At 71.5% G+C, this 14,451-nt stretch carries 19 protein-coding genes; 15 read left to right on the forward strand and 4 right to left on the reverse strand.

Going from position 1 to position 14,451, the window contains the following annotated elements:
- Window positions 1–127: 127 nt before the first annotated feature.
- From ACFYXC_RS20765 to ACFYXC_RS20825, 13 genes are all read left to right on the forward strand, one after another.
- On the forward strand, window positions 128–403 hold the full coding sequence (locus ACFYXC_RS20765; protein ID WP_389553557.1) for a GlsB/YeaQ/YmgE family stress response membrane protein: 276 nt from the start codon (window positions 128–130) through the stop codon (window positions 401–403).
- Window positions 404–576: 173 nt separating this feature from the next.
- Window positions 577–1,599 (forward strand): D-erythronate dehydrogenase, encoded by a 1,023-nt coding sequence (denD, locus tag ACFYXC_RS20770; RefSeq protein ID WP_389553558.1) that lies wholly within the window; start codon window positions 577–579, stop codon window positions 1,597–1,599.
- A gap of 65 nt (window positions 1,600–1,664) precedes the next feature.
- Window positions 1,665–2,243 carry a TetR/AcrR family transcriptional regulator gene (locus ACFYXC_RS20775; RefSeq protein ID WP_388919308.1) on the forward strand — a complete coding sequence of 193 codons (579 nt, stop codon included), beginning with the start codon at window positions 1,665–1,667 and terminating at the stop codon, window positions 2,241–2,243.
- A gap of 70 nt (window positions 2,244–2,313) precedes the next feature.
- A complete protein-coding gene (locus tag ACFYXC_RS20780) occupies window positions 2,314–2,772 on the forward strand; it encodes a hypothetical protein (RefSeq protein WP_389553559.1) in 459 nt (152 codons plus the stop codon).
- A gap of 29 nt (window positions 2,773–2,801) precedes the next feature.
- The gene (locus ACFYXC_RS20785; RefSeq protein ID WP_389553560.1) at window positions 2,802–3,683 is read left to right on the forward strand and encodes an alpha/beta fold hydrolase; all 882 of its coding nucleotides are present in this window, start codon (window positions 2,802–2,804) and stop codon (window positions 3,681–3,683) included.
- Window positions 3,684–3,762: 79 nt separating this feature from the next.
- Window positions 3,763–4,392: an ATP-binding cassette domain-containing protein gene (locus ACFYXC_RS20790; protein ID WP_389553561.1), complete on the forward strand. Its 630-nt coding sequence runs from the start codon at window positions 3,763–3,765 to the stop codon at window positions 4,390–4,392.
- Window positions 4,389–5,201, forward strand: coding sequence for a hypothetical protein (locus tag ACFYXC_RS20795; RefSeq protein WP_389553562.1), 813 nt, complete (start codon window positions 4,389–4,391; stop codon window positions 5,199–5,201). Before ACFYXC_RS20790 ends, ACFYXC_RS20795 begins: the two co-directional genes overlap by 4 nt.
- Before the next feature lie 154 nt (window positions 5,202–5,355).
- The gene (locus ACFYXC_RS20800; protein ID WP_389553563.1) at window positions 5,356–6,441 is read left to right on the forward strand and encodes a polyprenyl synthetase family protein; all 1,086 of its coding nucleotides are present in this window, start codon (window positions 5,356–5,358) and stop codon (window positions 6,439–6,441) included.
- A gap of 119 nt (window positions 6,442–6,560) precedes the next feature.
- Window positions 6,561–7,523 carry a bile acid:sodium symporter family protein gene (locus tag ACFYXC_RS20805; protein WP_388919295.1) on the forward strand — a complete coding sequence of 321 codons (963 nt, stop codon included), beginning with the start codon at window positions 6,561–6,563 and terminating at the stop codon, window positions 7,521–7,523.
- Between the two features lie 67 nt (window positions 7,524–7,590).
- On the forward strand, window positions 7,591–7,770 hold the full coding sequence (locus tag ACFYXC_RS20810) for a DUF6480 family protein (protein WP_388919292.1): 180 nt from the start codon (window positions 7,591–7,593) through the stop codon (window positions 7,768–7,770).
- Window positions 7,771–7,828: 58 nt separating this feature from the next.
- Entirely contained in the window at window positions 7,829–8,203 is a 375-nt protein-coding gene (locus ACFYXC_RS20815; RefSeq protein WP_389553564.1) for a thiol-disulfide oxidoreductase DCC family protein, read from the forward strand.
- A gap of 90 nt (window positions 8,204–8,293) precedes the next feature.
- On the forward strand, window positions 8,294–8,695 hold the full coding sequence (locus ACFYXC_RS20820) for a hypothetical protein (protein WP_389553565.1): 402 nt from the start codon (window positions 8,294–8,296) through the stop codon (window positions 8,693–8,695).
- 55 nt (window positions 8,696–8,750) lie between these two features.
- A complete protein-coding gene (locus tag ACFYXC_RS20825) occupies window positions 8,751–9,248 on the forward strand; it encodes a peptidylprolyl isomerase (protein ID WP_388919277.1) in 498 nt (165 codons plus the stop codon).
- Window positions 9,249–9,397: 149 nt separating this feature from the next.
- Here ACFYXC_RS20825 and pgm read toward each other — a convergent pair whose 3' ends face one another.
- Window positions 9,398–11,038: a phosphoglucomutase (alpha-D-glucose-1,6-bisphosphate-dependent) gene (pgm, locus tag ACFYXC_RS20830; protein ID WP_389553566.1), complete on the reverse strand. Its 1,641-nt coding sequence runs from the start codon at window positions 11,036–11,038 to the stop codon at window positions 9,398–9,400.
- 57 nt (window positions 11,039–11,095) lie between these two features.
- Complete coding sequence (locus ACFYXC_RS20835; RefSeq protein ID WP_389553567.1) at window positions 11,096–11,764, reverse strand: TetR/AcrR family transcriptional regulator; 669 nt, start codon at window positions 11,762–11,764, stop codon at window positions 11,096–11,098.
- 107 nt (window positions 11,765–11,871) lie between these two features.
- Between ACFYXC_RS20835 and ACFYXC_RS20840 the strand changes: the two genes are divergently transcribed.
- Complete coding sequence (locus ACFYXC_RS20840) at window positions 11,872–12,642, forward strand: SDR family NAD(P)-dependent oxidoreductase (protein ID WP_389553568.1); 771 nt, start codon at window positions 11,872–11,874, stop codon at window positions 12,640–12,642.
- Between the two features lie 84 nt (window positions 12,643–12,726).
- On the opposite strand, the gene ACFYXC_RS20845 is transcribed toward ACFYXC_RS20840, so the two are convergent.
- On the reverse strand, window positions 12,727–13,059 hold the full coding sequence (locus ACFYXC_RS20845; RefSeq protein ID WP_389553569.1) for a hypothetical protein: 333 nt from the start codon (window positions 13,057–13,059) through the stop codon (window positions 12,727–12,729).
- Window positions 13,060–13,450: 391 nt separating this feature from the next.
- A complete protein-coding gene (locus ACFYXC_RS20850; RefSeq protein WP_389553570.1) occupies window positions 13,451–13,813 on the reverse strand; it encodes an STAS domain-containing protein in 363 nt (120 codons plus the stop codon).
- A 175-nt stretch (window positions 13,814–13,988) separates the two neighbouring features.
- On the opposite strand from ACFYXC_RS20850, the gene ACFYXC_RS20855 reads away from it, so the two are divergent.
- Window positions 13,989–14,450 carry an ATP-binding protein gene (locus tag ACFYXC_RS20855; protein ID WP_389553571.1) on the forward strand — a complete coding sequence of 154 codons (462 nt, stop codon included), beginning with the start codon at window positions 13,989–13,991 and terminating at the stop codon, window positions 14,448–14,450.
- Window position 14,451 lies beyond the last annotated feature (1 nt).

Raw genomic sequence — 14,451 nt, forward strand, 5'->3', positions numbered from 1 at the left:
GGGCCGGCGACGATTCGCCCGGCCGGCCGTCGAAGATCAGCCGGCCGACGCCGGGTTTGAAAACGCCGGCGCGGAACACCCGGCTTCTTGACAAGACTTTTATACGACCAGGTAGGAGACACTCATCATGGGCATCATCGCGTGGATTCTCATCGGTCTGCTCGCGGGCCTCATCGCCAAGGCGCTCATGCCCGGCAAGGACCCGGGCGGCATCATCATCACGATGCTCATCGGTATCGCCGGCGGTCTCCTCGGCGGCTGGCTCGGCAAGGTCCTCTTCGGCGTCGACTCCATCGACGGCTTCTTCGACATCTCCACCTGGATCGCCGCCATCGTCGGCTCGATCATCCTCCTCGCCCTGTACCGGGTCTTCACCGGAAACCGTCGCCGCAGCCACGCCTGACCCCACCTTCCACATCCTGCAGAAACGGCTCCGCCCTCCCCCGAGGACGGAGCCGTTTCCCGTACCCGGCGCGGGCCGCCCTCCGGCCTCGGTGGCCAACCGTCGTTCGACCTCGTCCGAGACGGGGCATCGACGGGGGGACCGGGATCGGCCACGAGTACGGGAGAACGCCCATGAGGATCGTCATCACCGGCGGCTTCGGCTTTCTGGGACGGCGGGTCGCCGACGCCCTGCGCACGCGGCGGACCCTGTGCGGTGCGCCCGTCGAACGGCTGGTGCTCGCCGACCGGTTCGTACCGGCCGGGACGCCGGTGGCACACGACCCCTTGGTTGAGGTCGTCCAGGGCGACCTGCGCGAGCGCCTCGACACCGTCTTCGCGCAGCCCGTGGACCTGCTGATCCATCTGGCGTCGGCCGTCTCGGCCGAGTGCGAGAGCGACTTCGACCTCGGTATGAGCGCCAATCTGGACACCACCCGTGCGCTGCTGGACGCCGCCCGCGCCCAGTCGGCCACCGGCGGGCCGACGCCCCGGGTGGTGTTCTCCAGCAGCATCGCGGTCTACGGCTCCGACCCCGCGCTGCCGCTGCCGCCCGTGGTCAGCGAGTCGACGCTGCCCACGCCGCAGTCCAGCTACGGGACGCAGAAGCGCGTCTGCGAGCAGCTGATCGCCGAATACACGCGCCGGGGTTTCGTCGACGGACGCGTGGCGCGTCTCATGACCGTCTCGGTGCGGTCGGGCAGGCCGAACGCGGCCGCCTCCGGCTTCCTGTCCGGCATCGTCCGTGAACCCCTCTCCGGCCTGCCCGCCGTCTGCCCCGTCGATCCCCGCCTGCCGGTCGCCCTTGCCTCGCCGCGGCGCACCGTGGAGGGCATCCTGCGTATCGCCGAGGCCGAACGCGGCACCGGCCCCGGCGAGTTCACAGGCGGGCTTCCGGTCAATCTGCCGGCCCTGACGGTCACGGTCGCCGAGATGCTGGACACACTGCGCCGGGTGGCGGGTGACTCCGTCGCCGACCTGGTGACCGTCGTGCCCGATCCCGCCGTGGAGGCCATCGTCGGCTCCTGGCCCGCCGTCTTCGATCCCACGCGCGCCACGGCGCTCGGCCTCCGCCCCGACGACAGCTTCGAGTCGGTCCTGCGGGCGTACGTCGAGGACCACCCCGAAGCCGTCACGGCCGCGACGACCGGGCCCTGACGGACGGGCGGACGACCACCACCCCCTTTCTTGAGCAACCGATCCAGATCGATTACGGTGGAGCCATGGCAAGGACCCGGGAGTTCGACACCGAGGCGGCGGTGAGCCGCGCCATGGAGCTGTTCTGGCGGCGCGGCTACGAGGCCACCTCGGTACGCGATCTGACCCAGCACCTGGGGATCGGACAGGGCTCCCTGTATGCCGCGTTCGGCGACAAGGAGGGCCTGTACCGGGCGGCGCTCGACCACTACCGCAGCACCCTCGCGGCGGCCGCCCTGCGCAGTCTGGAGGAGGGCGCCGACGCCCGGTCCGCCATCCGCACGATGCTGGTCGAGCGGGTCCGGATCGCCGTGACGGACGACGGCCGGGGCTGCCTGGCCGTCAATGCCGCGTGCGAGCGCCTGCCGGAGGACGCGGCGACCCGGCGCACCGTCCGGGACATGCAGGACGCCAGCCGGGACGCGCTGGCCGAGGTGTTGCGGACCGCACTGGAGCGGGGCGAGATCACGGCGCGGCACGACCCGTACACACTGGCCGGCTTCCTCGTGACGTTCCTCAACGGACTCCTGGTCTCTTCGAAGATCACCCCCGACGTCCACGCCGTCGAGCCCTTCGTGGAGGTCGCCCTGGCCGCCCTCGACTGACTTCTTCACGCCCTCAAACTGTATCGAGCGATCCATAAAAGGCACCGGAACCCGTACGAAGGAAGCAGTCATGCCCCTCGCACCCGCCCCGAGCACACCCGCCCTCGACGGCAGCCGCTGGAACACCTTTCCCACTGCCGGCACCACCCTGACCGCCCGTGGGCTCCTCACCGCCACGGAGCCGCTGCTGCGGGGCGTCATCGATCACACCGTCCTCACCGGCGCCGATCGCGAGGTCCTGGAGGAGCAGATCCGCGCGACACTCGCCCTCGGCACCCGCGAGACCTCCCTGCCGCTGGCCGTCGGCCCGGACAGCGCCTCGACGGCACGCGAACTGGGCGCGCGGGCGGGCGACGTCACCCTGGACGCCACCGGCCAGGACGATCTCGTCGTCCTCGCCCTCCTCGGCCGGCTCTACCCGGAGAACGTCTCGCTGCGCCCCGCCGGCCGTCCCGCTGCCCGGACCGCCCCGCAGGGCACCGGACCGAGCCGCCTGGTGACGCTCGTCGACCCTCCGCGCACCCACTGACCGCGACGTACGACAGAAAGGTGCCAGACATGATGTTCGACCATGCCGGAACGCCCCTCCGTACGGGCCGGGCCGCCGTCAACGGCACGAGCCTGCACTACCGCACGGCCGGGTCCGGCCCCGCCGTGGTGCTTCTGCACGGGGTGCCGAAGACCGGCTACCACTGGCGCCACCTCGTCCCGCGGCTGACGCCCCACCACACCGTCGTGGTGCCGGACCTTCGCGGTCTCGGCGACTCCGCCCGGCCCGCGGACGGCTACGACTCCGCGACGATGAGCGACGACATCGCCGAGCTGATGGCCCACCTCGGGCACGCGAATTACACCGTGGCGGGCGAGGACTGGGGAGCGGTGGTCGGGTACCAGCTCGCCGCCCGCCACCGCGACCGTGTCACCGCCCTCGTGTTCGCCGAGGCCCTGTTCCCCGGTTTCGGCTTCGAGGACCACACCGCCCTCACCCCCGAGAACGTCTCCAGCGGCATGCATCTGTGGCATCTGGGCTTCTACTTCCAGCCGGACATCCCTGAGATGCTGATCGCCGGACACGAGCGCGAGCTGATCACCTACATGATCAAGTTCGAGCGCAGCCACCCCGACACCGCCACCCCCGACGCGGTCGACGAGTACGTGCGCTGCTACTCGATGCCGGGCGGCATCCGCGCGATGCTCTCGATCTACCGGGCGATGCTCGTCGACGCCGAACAGAACCGGCGGGCCGCACAGCAGAAACTGGACATCCCGGTCCTGGCACTCGGCGGCTCCGCGTTCATCGGCGACCGCAACGAGTCCCAGATGCGGCTCATGGCCCACGAGGTCACCGGACACGTCTTCGACGCCGGGCACGACCTGGCGGAGGAGGTGCCGGACGAGCTGGCCGACGTCGTCCTCCCGTTCCTGGCCGCACACCGCTAGCACCCATGCAGAGCGGTGTCCGTCGGTCGTCCCGCTCGTTGCCCCTGCCGTGAGAGAAGGTCGATACGGAGAGGCGTCCATGTTTGCGGCGGAGCGGGAGCCGCGCCTGGTGCTGGACGGGGTCCACCGGTCCTACGGGAGTCGCGCCGTTCTGCGGGGCGTCGACCTGACCGTCCGCGCGGGCTCCCTGGTCGGGATCGTGGGCGAGAACGGGGCGGGCAAGAGCACCCTGCTGCGGGTGGTGGTGGGCGAACTGAGAGCGAGCCGCGGTGAGGTGTGGCGTGCGGGCGAGGTGGGCTACTGCCCCCAGCGGACCGTACTGAATCCCCTGTTGAGCGTGGCCCAGCACCTGCAGCTGTTCCGGGTCGCCTACCGGCTGCCGCACGTCCGCCGGGCGCACGCACTGCTGGACACGCTCGGCTGCGCCGACCGGCTGGCGGACCGGGCCGGAAGCCTGTCCGGCGGGACGCAGCAGAAACTCAACCTCGTCCTGGCCCTGATGCACGATCCGCCGCTGCTCGTACTGGACGAGCCGTACCAGGGTTTCGACTGGGACACGCATCAGCGCTTCTGGCGGCTCGCGCACACCCTGCGGGACGGCGGCCAGTCCATCGTCGTCGTCTCCCATCTGATCCACGACCTGGACCACTTCGACGCCGTGCACCGGCTGAGCGACGGCGTGCTGCACGAGGGAGGAGCGACCGCATGAGCAGGCGGGCAGCGGGATTCACGACGGCGCTGCGCTTCACCCTGGCCGCACACGTCCGCAACCGGCTGGCCCTCGTGCTGGCCGTCACCTTCATCCCGCTGTGGATCCTCGTGGTGCGCGAGACCGCGTACCACGCCGGGCTGCACTTCCAGAACCACCCGGCGGGCGGGTACCTCACGGCCGACAACAACCGTGCCACGCAGGTGAACTGCGCGCTCAACGCGGTGACGGTGATCGTCGGCTTCATGATGTTCATGGAGACGTTCCAGTCCGGCCCCCTGGACCGCCGCCTGGTCCTCGCCGGCTATCCACGGCGGCACCTGACGGCGGGCAGAGTCGTCTCCCTGCTCGCCGTCTCCGGGGCCCTGGCCCTTTACACCGCCCTGCTGCTGCACCTGTCCTTTCGGCAGGAACAGTTCTGGCGGCTGGCGCTCGCCGTCCTGATGGCGAACCTGGCCTACGGCGGCATCGGGATCATGCTGGGCACACTCCTGCGCGGAGAGCTGGAGGGCTTCTTCGTGATCATCATGCTGAGCCTGATGGACGCCGCCCTGCAGAACCCGGGCATGAACCCGCTGGCCGATCAGCCGGGACTTGAGCTGCTGCCCATGTACACCTCCTCCCAACTCGCCTACGCCGCCGCCTTCGACACCGCGTACGACCACACGTACCTGCTCGGCGGTCTCGTGTGGTGCGTCCTGACCACGGCCACCGGACTGCTCTTCTTCTCGCTGCGCACCCGTGGGTATCGCCGGGTCCGCGCCCCGGCGGCACCCGCGCCGTCTCATGACGTTCCTCTGCGGGAGTGAGGACTTCGCCCCGCGTGCGGCGTATCTCCGGCGGTCATCCGTCGTTGACCGCTACGTGAACGAGGGATGCCCGACCGGCCAGGCCGCCACCGACACCCATACCCACGAACCGGGCAGACTCGGCGAACCCGATACGGAAAGGTGGCAGCGGGAGATGGCAACCCGCCTGGAGGAGCACCTCGCGTGTCTCTACGCGCCGACGCCGCAGCATCCGGAGGCGTGGATCCCCGCAGGGGTCGTGGCCGGTCTCGGCGCCGACGTGTGCGACCGCATCGGTCTACGCCTCCACCAGGCATTGGCCGAGCCGGTACGGCATCTCGTGGACGCGGGCGGCCGGCGGTGGCGCCCCGGGCTGGTGGCCGAGGCCATCGAGGTGCTCGGCGGGGACAGCGAGCGGTACGGACCCATGTGCGCCGCACTGGAGCTGGCCCACACCGGCTCACTGATGGTCGACGACGTGCAGGACGACTCGCCCCTGCGCCGCGGCCTGCCGACCGCGCACGGCGTCTTCGGTGTGGCGACTGCGCTCAACGCGGGAACGAACGCCTACTTCGCCATGGACCGTGCCATCAGGATGACCCTGGCGGACGATCCCCTCCTGGGCGGCGCCCTGCGGGACGCCTTCCTGGCCGCCCTGCGCTCGGCACACGCCGGGCAGGCGCTCGACATCACGGGCCACCACACGGAGATGGAGCACGCGGTGGCCACCGGGGACGCACGCCAGGTCCTGGAACTGGTCCGCCTGTCGCACCGGCTCAAGTCGGGCGCCATGCCGGCGGCGGGGTTCGAGTTCGCCGCCCTGCTCACGGGGGCGGGCGAGGACCTGCGCCAGGCGCTCGTCGCCTTCGGTGAAGCGGTCGGCACCGCCTACCAGATCACCGACGACGTCGCCGACCTCACCGGTGTCACCCACCACGGCAACAGCACCAAGCAGGTCGGCGAGGACGTGCGCAACGGCAAGGTGACGATGCCGCTGGCACACGCCGTCACCCGGCTTCCCGCCGACCGCCTCCGCGACCTGTGGGACGTCGTCCGCACCCCGACGGCGAGCGAACAGGAGCGCGCCGACGTGCGGTCGGCGCTCCTCGACTGCGGCGCCGCGACGGTCTGCGCCCAGGAGGCCGACGCCCTGCTGCACCGGGCCTGGGACCGGCTGGAAGCCGTTCTGCCCCGCTCGCCCCGGGTTCAGCGGCTGCGGGACATGGCCTGGCGCACGGTCCACGGCAGAACGGTCGCCTGACCACCTGCGCCGGGACGAGGGCGCGCCGCGCCCGCCCGCCCGCCCGCCCGCCCGCCCTCTGATGATCACATCGCGAGACAGCCTTGCGTCACGGCCCTGACCAGGCGTTGTCTCGCACGGTGAGTAAGGAACAGCCTCAGCACCACGACAACGGCGCCACCCCGGACGACCGCTCCGCCCGCCGCGCCGTCACCGTCTTCCCCGTACTCGTCCTCGTCGCCGGCGCCATCGGCCTGCTGCTGCCGGACACCTTCGCCGGCTGGGGCGAGTCGGTGCCGTACCTCCTGGGTGTGGTGATGTTCTGCATGGGCATCACGATGACCCCGCAGGACTTCCGCGGTGTCGCCGCACGACCCTGGGCGGTGGCCCTCGGGCTGGTCGCGCACTACGTCATCATGCCGGGACTGGGCTGGATCATCGCCCACCTGCTGCAGCTCCCGCCGCAGCTCGCGGCTGGCGTCATCCTCGTCGGCTGTGCCCCCAGCGGCACCGCCTCCAACGTGGTGACGTACCTGGCGCGCGGCGACGTCGCGCTGTCCGTCTCGGTGGCCACCGTCTCCACGCTCGTGGCACCGCTGGTCACCCCGCCGCTGACGCTGCTGCTGGCGGGTGAGTACCTGCCCGTCGACGCCGGCTCCATGGTCGGCGACATCCTCAAGACCGTTCTGCTGCCGGTCCTCGCGGGGCTGGCCGTACGGCTCCTGGCAGGCCGTCATGTCCAGCGGGCCCTGCCGGTGCTGCCCTGGCTGTCCGCCGTGACCATCGGCGTGATCGTGACCGTGGTGGTGGCCGGGAGCGCCGACGTCATCAAGTCGGCGGCACTGCTGGTGTTCGTCGCCGTCGTGCTCCACAACGGCCTCGGTCTGGCACTGGGCTACGGCGCGGGACGGCTCAGCGGGATGGGCGAGCCGGCCAGCCGCGCCATGGCCTTCGAGGTCGGCATGCAGAACTCGGGGCTGGCGGCCTCCCTGGCCACCGCCCACTTCAGCCCGCTGGCCGCGCTGCCCGCCGCGGTCTTCTCCGTCTGGCACAACATCTCCGGCTCCCTCGTCGCCGCCTGGCTGTCGCGCCGCGGGCGCTGACCCGGGTCGGCGGGGCGGACACGCGTCTGCGGATGCGCGCACGGGTGTCCTGGACGAGCCTGGAGTCATGACAGATCCGCGCGTGCCCCCAGAGGAGACGCCGCCCGTCGAGGGCTCGACCGCCGAAGCGCACGAGGAACGCGCGGACGGAGGCGTGTGGGAGCACCCCGGCGTCTGGGTCTGGCTGATCGTCTTCGGCGCCGTGATCGTCGCGGCCTACTTCGTCGCCCGCGTCTTCTATCTCTAGGTCGTGCAGGGTGCGCGGGTCGCACAGGTCGGGCAGGTCGCACAGGTCGCGTGCGGCTGTGCTCGTCTACGACGGGGACTGCGGGTTCTGCACCACGGCGGTGCGTGTCATCGAGCGGCGCGTACGTCCGCGCTGCGAGACCGTCCCCTGGCAGCGGGCCGACCTCGCCGCGTTCGGCGTGCCCGAGGAGCGTGCCCGGCACGAGGTGCTGTGGGTGTCGCCGAACGGAACGGTTCACGGCGGTACCCGGGCCGTGGCGAAGCTGCTGCTGAGCGCGGGCGCCGGGTGGCGCCTCGTGGGGGCGGTCCTCACGCTGCCGCCGGCGCGTTGGGTCGCGCTCGGCGTCTACCGCCTCGTGGCGGACAACCGTTCGCGGCTGCCCGGACGAACCGAGGCATGCGAACCGCTCGACCGGCGGACACCCCGCACGTAGTCCGGAGCTGTTCCGGCCTCCCCGCCCGGCCGACACGGCGGACAACGAGCTACGCGGCCGCTTCGCGGCCCGCTCGGGTCGGCGGACCTCGTGCTCGCCCCGCAGGGCGTCGGCGACCACGTCGACCACCTCCTGACCGCCCGAGCGGTCGCCGCCGTCGCGCCCGCCCCGCGCACAGGCTGGTGGCGCGACCTGCCGTACGCCGCCCGCACTCCGCGGGCGGACACCGGATCCCGGCACGGCGGGCGCGAGGGGACCGGCGAGGTGACGGTCGGCATCGACACGGTCCTGCCGGTCAAGACCGCGGCGGCGGAGTGCTACACGACTCAGCTCGCCTTCCAGTTCGGCGACGGCCAGCACATCGGCGAGGCCCTGTCCGCCATAGCCCGGGCCGAGGCCCGCCGCACCGGATCGCCCCACCCGCAGGGCGAGACGCTGCGGGCCGGCCGGCTCGCCCGCCGCGTGCTGGAAGAGCCGATCCGGTCTTTGTGACGTGTGAACCAGGGCGGTTCGCTGCCCGCACCCGGCGACATGAAAGGATTCCCCCATGTCTACCAACGTCTACTTCGACATCACCATCGACGGCACGGCCTCGGGCCGGATCGTCTTCAAGCTGTACGACGACGTCGTCCCCAAGACGGCACAGAACTTCCGTGAGCTGGCCACCGGCCAGCACGGCTACGGGTACGAGGGCTCCGGCTTCCACCGTGTCATCCCGGAGTTCATGCTCCAGGGCGGCGACTTCACCCGGGGCGACGGCACCGGCGGCAAGAGCATCTACGGCGCGAAGTTCGACGACGAGAACTTCAAGCTCAGGCACGACAAGCCGTTCCTGCTGTCCATGGCGAACTCCGGCCCCAACAGCAACGGCTCGCAGTTCTTCATCACCACGGTGCTCACGCCGTGGCTGGACGGCAAGCACGTGGTCTTCGGCGAGGTCGTCGAGGGCCAGGACCTGGTCAAGAAGATCGAGTCCCTGGGCTCGCAGTCCGGTACCACCCGCGCGAAGATCGTGATCGCCTCCTCGGGCGCCCTGGACGCGTAACACCTGCGCTTCGGGGGCTCTGGGCTTTTCGGCTCAGCCCGCCCGAAAGGTTCGGCTCGGACGCATCCGGTCGACCGGGCGGCCCAGCGGGAAGCTGTGGCCGCCCGGTCGCGTTCGGCGCCGCGATCGCGGGCGCGAGCGCGTCCGGCTCAGGCGTTCAGCGCCGCCAGCACCGTGGACCTCGCCTCCTCCTGCACCCGGCTCAGGTGATCCGGGCCGAGGAACGACTCCGCGTAGATCTTGTAGACGTCCTCGGTGCCCGACGGACGGGCCGCGAACCAGGCGTTGGCGGTGGCGACCTTGACCCCGCCGAGGGCAGCTCCGTTGCCGGGCGCCTCCGTGAGCACCGAGGTCACCGGCTCGCCGGCGAGGGTGTCGGCGGTGACCTGGCGCGGCGACAACTTCGCCAGCAGCGCCTTCTCCTCGCGGGAGGCCGGCGCGTCGACGCGCGCGTAGGCGGGGGCGCCGAAGCGCTCGGTGAGCCGCGCGTAGTGCTCCGAGGGCGTCCTGCCGGTGACGGCCGTGATCTCGGAGGCGAGCAGGGCCAGGGTGATGCCGTCCTTGTCGGTGGTCCACACCGAGCCGTCGCGGCGCAGGAACGACGCGCCCGCCGACTCCTCGCCGCCGAAGCCGAGCGTCGCGTCGGACAGGCCGTCCACGAACCACTTGAAGCCGACCGGGACCTCGACCAGCTGCCGGCCGACGTCCGCCGCGACCCGGTCGATCATGCCGGACGACACCAGGGTCTTGCCGATCCCGGCGTCCGCGGGCCACTGCTCGCGGTGCGAGAACAGGTACGAGATCGCCACGGCCAGATAGTGGTTGGGGTTCATCAGGCCACCGTCCGGCGTGACGATGCCGTGCCGGTCGGCGTCGGCGTCGTTGCCGGTGGCGATGTCGAACCGGTCGCGCTGCTCGATGAGCGAGGCCATGGCGTACGGCGAGGAGCAGTCCATGCGGATCCTGCCGTCCCAGTCCAGCGTCATGAAACGCCAGGTGGGGTCGGTGAGCGGGTTCACCACGGTCAGGTCGAGCCGGTGCTGTTCGGCGATCCGTCCCCAGTAGGCGACGGAGGCGCCCCCCAGCGGGTCGGCGCCGATCCGCACGCCGGCGGCCCGGATCGCCTCCAGGTCGAGCACGTTCGGCAGGTCGGCCACATAGGTGCCGAGGAAGTCGTACCGGCCGGTGCCGGGTGCGGCGAGGGCGCGGGGCCAGGGCATGCGCCGTACGTTCTTCAGGCCGCCGGTGATGATCTCGTTGGCACGGTCCTGGATCCAGGACGTCGCCTCGGAGCCGGCCGGGCCGCCGCTCGGCGGGTTGTACTTGAAGCCGCCGTCGGCCGGCGGATTGTGCGAGGGCGTGACCACCACGCCGTCGGCGAGGCCGGACGTGCGGTTCCGGTTGTGGGCGAGGATGGCGTGGGAGACCGCCGGGGTGGGCGTGTAGCCGTCGGCCTGGTCGATGAGGACGGTCACGTCGTTGGCGGCGAACACCTCCAGTGCCGTGACCCGCGCGGGCTCGGACAGGGCATGGGTGTCGGCCCCGAGGAAGAGCGGGCCGTCGGTGCCCTGGGCGGCGCGGTACTCGCAGATGGCCTGGCTGGTGGCCGCGATGTGATCCTCGTTGAACGCCACCGCGAGGGACGAACCCCGGTGTCCCGAGGTGCCGAAGGCCACCCGCTGCCCCGGCTCGGCCGGATCGGGGTGCAGCGCGTAGTACGCCGTGACCAGGCGGGCCACATCCACAAGGTCCTCGGGCCCAGCGACCTGCCCCGCTCGCGCGTCCTGCATTTCCCCGCTCCTCCGTAAGTGTCGACCGTTACCGACATCTGCCCACCGTACGGCGCGTCACGCCGACGAGGACGGGATGCCGCGCACGGGCGCGGCCGGGGCGGCGCTTCCGTCCGCCTCCCCCGCCGCCCCCGTCGTCGCGCGCAGGTGCTCGATGCCCGTGTCGAGCGCCGCCCTGAGATGAGTCGAGTCGCCCGTGGACATCATGACGACGACGCCTCCCTGGACGCCCGCCAGCAGCGCGGCGGCGGTCCGGTCCACGTCCAGGGACAGCGAGACCAGGCCGTTCGCCTGGAGGGCGCGGATGCCGTCGGCGAGCTGTCGCTGCCACTGGCGCATCAGCTCCGTGACGATCGCCCGGGCACCGGGGCGGGACCTCCCGACCTGGAGGAACAGGGCGCCCAGCTGGCAGTGGTCGCCCTGTCGTTCGTAGCGTTCCACCACGACGTCCCGCCACCGCTGCCAGGACTCCCACGAGTCCAGGCGACCGAGGTGGGGCTGCTGGTCCTCCAGGACACGGTCCGCCTCGTACCGGGCCACGGCCAGCAGCAGTTCGTCCTTGCCCTCGGGGAAGTAGTGGAAGAGCTGGCTCTTGCTGGTGCCGGTACGGCCGCGGATGTCATCGAGCGTCGTGAGGGCGACTCCCTGCTCGCGCAGCACCTCGGCCGCCCCCTCGACGATGCGGGCCCGGGTGGCACGGCCCTTCACGGTCGGCGCATCGGGCATCCGGCCTCCTTCTCTCGCGTCCCACGGTACCGCCATTCTGGACTTGCCGGTCCATTTTCTGCGACGCACAGTGGTCCGCACACCGCGCAGACAAGGGAGATCGCGTCATGAACGGACGACTGCGGAACAAGACGGCGCTGGTCACGGGTTCGACCAGCAACATCGGACAGGCGATCGCGGAGGCGTTCGCGGCCGAGGGCGCTCACGTCATCGTGTCCGGGCGCAACCGGGAACGGGGAACCCGGGTCGTCGAAGGGATCCGCGCGGCCGGCGGCCGGGCCGACTTCGTGGTGGCGGACCTCGACGGCAGCGCGCGGGCCTCACGGGAGCTGGCCGACCGGGCCCGTGACTCCCTGGGCGGGCGGATCGACATCCTGGTGAACAACGCCGGCATCTACCCGTCCTCCGACACCGCCCACACCGACGAGGCGACGTTCGACTCGGTCTACGCGGTGAACGTGAAGGCACCGTTCTTCCTCACCGCCGCCGTCGTCCCGATGATGACGCGGTCCGGCGGCGGGACGGTCATCAATCTGGGGTCGTGGATCGCGCGCCTGGGCGTCCCCTCCGCCGCCCTCTACAGCTCCACCAAGGGAGCCGTGGAGACGCTGACGCGGGCCTGGGCCGCGGAGTTCGGCCCCCTGGGCGTCCGGGTGAACGCCCTCTCGCCGGGCGTGATCCTGCCTCCGGCCCCGGAAGGCAGCGAGCCGCACCTCGGCGAGATCATGATGAGGGGCACCCCGGCCGGCACCGTCGGCACACCCGACGCGGTCGCGCATGCCGCGGTCTGGCTGGCCGGCGACGAAGCGGCCTTCGTCCACGGAACCGTGGTGGACGTCGACGGCGGCAGGACGGGAGCCGCGGTCGTCGCCGCGTAGCACGGGCGCGGTCGGTGACGCCCCTGCGTCCCGACGGGAGGCGGACGTGCCCCTGCGGCCTCCCGCGGCCGCAGGGGCACGCGTTCAGGCGTCGCTCAGCTGGAGGCTCTGCGTCTCGTGCCAGCCGTGCGCCGCGAGGCGCCCCGGGAGGTCGAGGTCGGGTCCCGCCCGCAGGGTCAGCCGCAGAGGGGGTGGCAGCGTACGGGCAGCGCCGACCAGTGTCTCCAGTGCGCTCTGGGAGAGGTAGTGGAGACCGGTGAGATCGACGGTCACGTCTCTGTGCCGCCTTCGGCAGGCCAGCAGCGCCAGGTGCAGGGGGATCTTGTGCGCTCCCATGACCTGGCCGTAGAGCTTGATGCCCGGCTCGGGGCCCAGGGGCATGATGAACATCAGGTCGTCGGCGAAATACTTGGACATGGCCGGATTCCTCAGCATGATGCACCGTCAGGGGAGGACAGGGCGACCGGGTCCGGGACCGGGCCGCGGCGGTCCCTCGCGCGATATCGGAGAAGCGGGCTCAAGGTCCCGCGGAACACAGCCGCTGACGTAGGGGCGCCCCTCGGACCCCGAGTGATCGCCGGACCACGGCGCCGTAGCAACGGACAACCGCCGGTTCACGGACTGCCGTCAGCGTAGGCCCGAATATGCCGGTGGCGACAGCCTGTTTCAGGGCGAACACGTATGGCCGTTCACGGCATTTCGGTACGTGCCGCCGCGTCGCGTCGATCCGGTGCGCACTCGGTGTCGATGACTCCCTGGGCGACTCCGCTGAGCGGCCCGTGAGGAACTGCGTCCTACCGTCGCCGGGTCACCGCTCCAGGGCCTGTTCCAGCGTGGGGTAGCACGGGATGATCGCGTCGAGGCCGACCATCTTCATCACGCGCAGCACGGGCACCTGGGCGCCGGCCACCCGTACCCAGCCCTCGGTGGCCGCGGCGGCCTTGTAGGCGACGATCAGCAGGTTGATGCCGCTGGAGTCCATGAAGGGCACGTCGGAGAGGTCGGCCACGGTCCGCGACGGCCTGACGCCGGCGGGCGGCGCCAGGATGTGCTCGACCCGGTGACGTGCGTCGTGGTCCAGGTCACCGCGCAGGGTGACGACGTGCACGCCGTCGTCGGTGAGGTAGCTGGTGGGCAGGGGGTCGGGCGGTGCTGCGTGCGACTGCGTCACGGTGTCCTCGTACTGCGTTCGCTGGTACGCGCCCGGGCCCGGGCACGCGCCGCGAGCCTGCTTCGAGCGTGCCCATGGACTCGCTCGACCGGTCGGCCCGATGCTGTAAGGGTCGCACGGGGCGGACCATGTCGGGTACCGCGGCGGACACGCGATCGCGAAGGTGGACACAGACGTGCACTCGGTCAACGGCGGTGGCGGTCCGGACGCTCCTGGCATCTCCACGGCCATGCGGCTCCGCGGCGACGGCTCCTGTATCTCCGCGGCACGTCACCTCGCGGCCGACTTCCTCAACCGCGCGCACGCCGACCGGGACGTGCCGGTCTCCGCCCATGCCCTGGACCTCACGCAACTGGTGGTGAGCGAACTGGTCACCAACGCCCGCAGACACGCTCCCGGCCCCGCGCAGATGGAACTGCGGATCGCCGGTGCCACCGTGGAGGTCACCGTGCGGGACAGCGTCCGCGCACGGCCGGTCGTCCGCTCCGCCGATCCCGAGCGGATCGGCGGTCACGGCCTGGAGATCGTCCGGGCCCTCGCCGAGAGCTTCCAGGTCCGCCTGGAAGCGTCCGGCAAACGCGTCACCGCCCGCATCGCCCTGTCCGACACGTCCCAGGCAGCCGCGGACCCGAGCTGAT

It is taken from the genome of Streptomyces sp. NPDC002701 (assembly GCF_042889045.1).
GTDB lineage: Bacteria > Actinomycetota > Actinomycetes > Streptomycetales > Streptomycetaceae > Streptomyces.

Coding starts and splice junctions, on each gene's coding strand:
- ACFYXC_RS20765 (WP_389553557.1), top strand. CDS start 128: ATGGGCATCATCGCGTGGATTCTCATCGGTCTGCTCGCGGGCCTCATC.
- denD (WP_389553558.1), top strand. CDS start 577: ATGAGGATCGTCATCACCGGCGGCTTCGGCTTTCTGGGACGGCGGGTC.
- ACFYXC_RS20775 (WP_388919308.1), top strand. CDS start 1,665: ATGGCAAGGACCCGGGAGTTCGACACCGAGGCGGCGGTGAGCCGCGCC.
- ACFYXC_RS20780 (WP_389553559.1), top strand. CDS start 2,314: ATGCCCCTCGCACCCGCCCCGAGCACACCCGCCCTCGACGGCAGCCGC.
- ACFYXC_RS20785 (WP_389553560.1), top strand. CDS start 2,802: ATGATGTTCGACCATGCCGGAACGCCCCTCCGTACGGGCCGGGCCGCC.
- ACFYXC_RS20790 (WP_389553561.1), top strand. CDS start 3,763: ATGTTTGCGGCGGAGCGGGAGCCGCGCCTGGTGCTGGACGGGGTCCAC.
- ACFYXC_RS20795 (WP_389553562.1), top strand. CDS start 4,389: ATGAGCAGGCGGGCAGCGGGATTCACGACGGCGCTGCGCTTCACCCTG.
- ACFYXC_RS20800 (WP_389553563.1), top strand. CDS start 5,356: ATGGCAACCCGCCTGGAGGAGCACCTCGCGTGTCTCTACGCGCCGACG.
- ACFYXC_RS20810 (WP_388919292.1), top strand. CDS start 7,591: ATGACAGATCCGCGCGTGCCCCCAGAGGAGACGCCGCCCGTCGAGGGC.
- ACFYXC_RS20825 (WP_388919277.1), top strand. CDS start 8,751: ATGTCTACCAACGTCTACTTCGACATCACCATCGACGGCACGGCCTCG.
- pgm (WP_389553566.1), bottom strand. CDS start 11,038: ATGCAGGACGCGCGAGCGGGGCAGGTCGCTGGGCCCGAGGACCTTGTG.
- ACFYXC_RS20835 (WP_389553567.1), bottom strand. CDS start 11,764: ATGCCCGATGCGCCGACCGTGAAGGGCCGTGCCACCCGGGCCCGCATC.
- ACFYXC_RS20840 (WP_389553568.1), top strand. CDS start 11,872: ATGAACGGACGACTGCGGAACAAGACGGCGCTGGTCACGGGTTCGACC.
- ACFYXC_RS20845 (WP_389553569.1), bottom strand. CDS start 13,059: ATGTCCAAGTATTTCGCCGACGACCTGATGTTCATCATGCCCCTGGGC.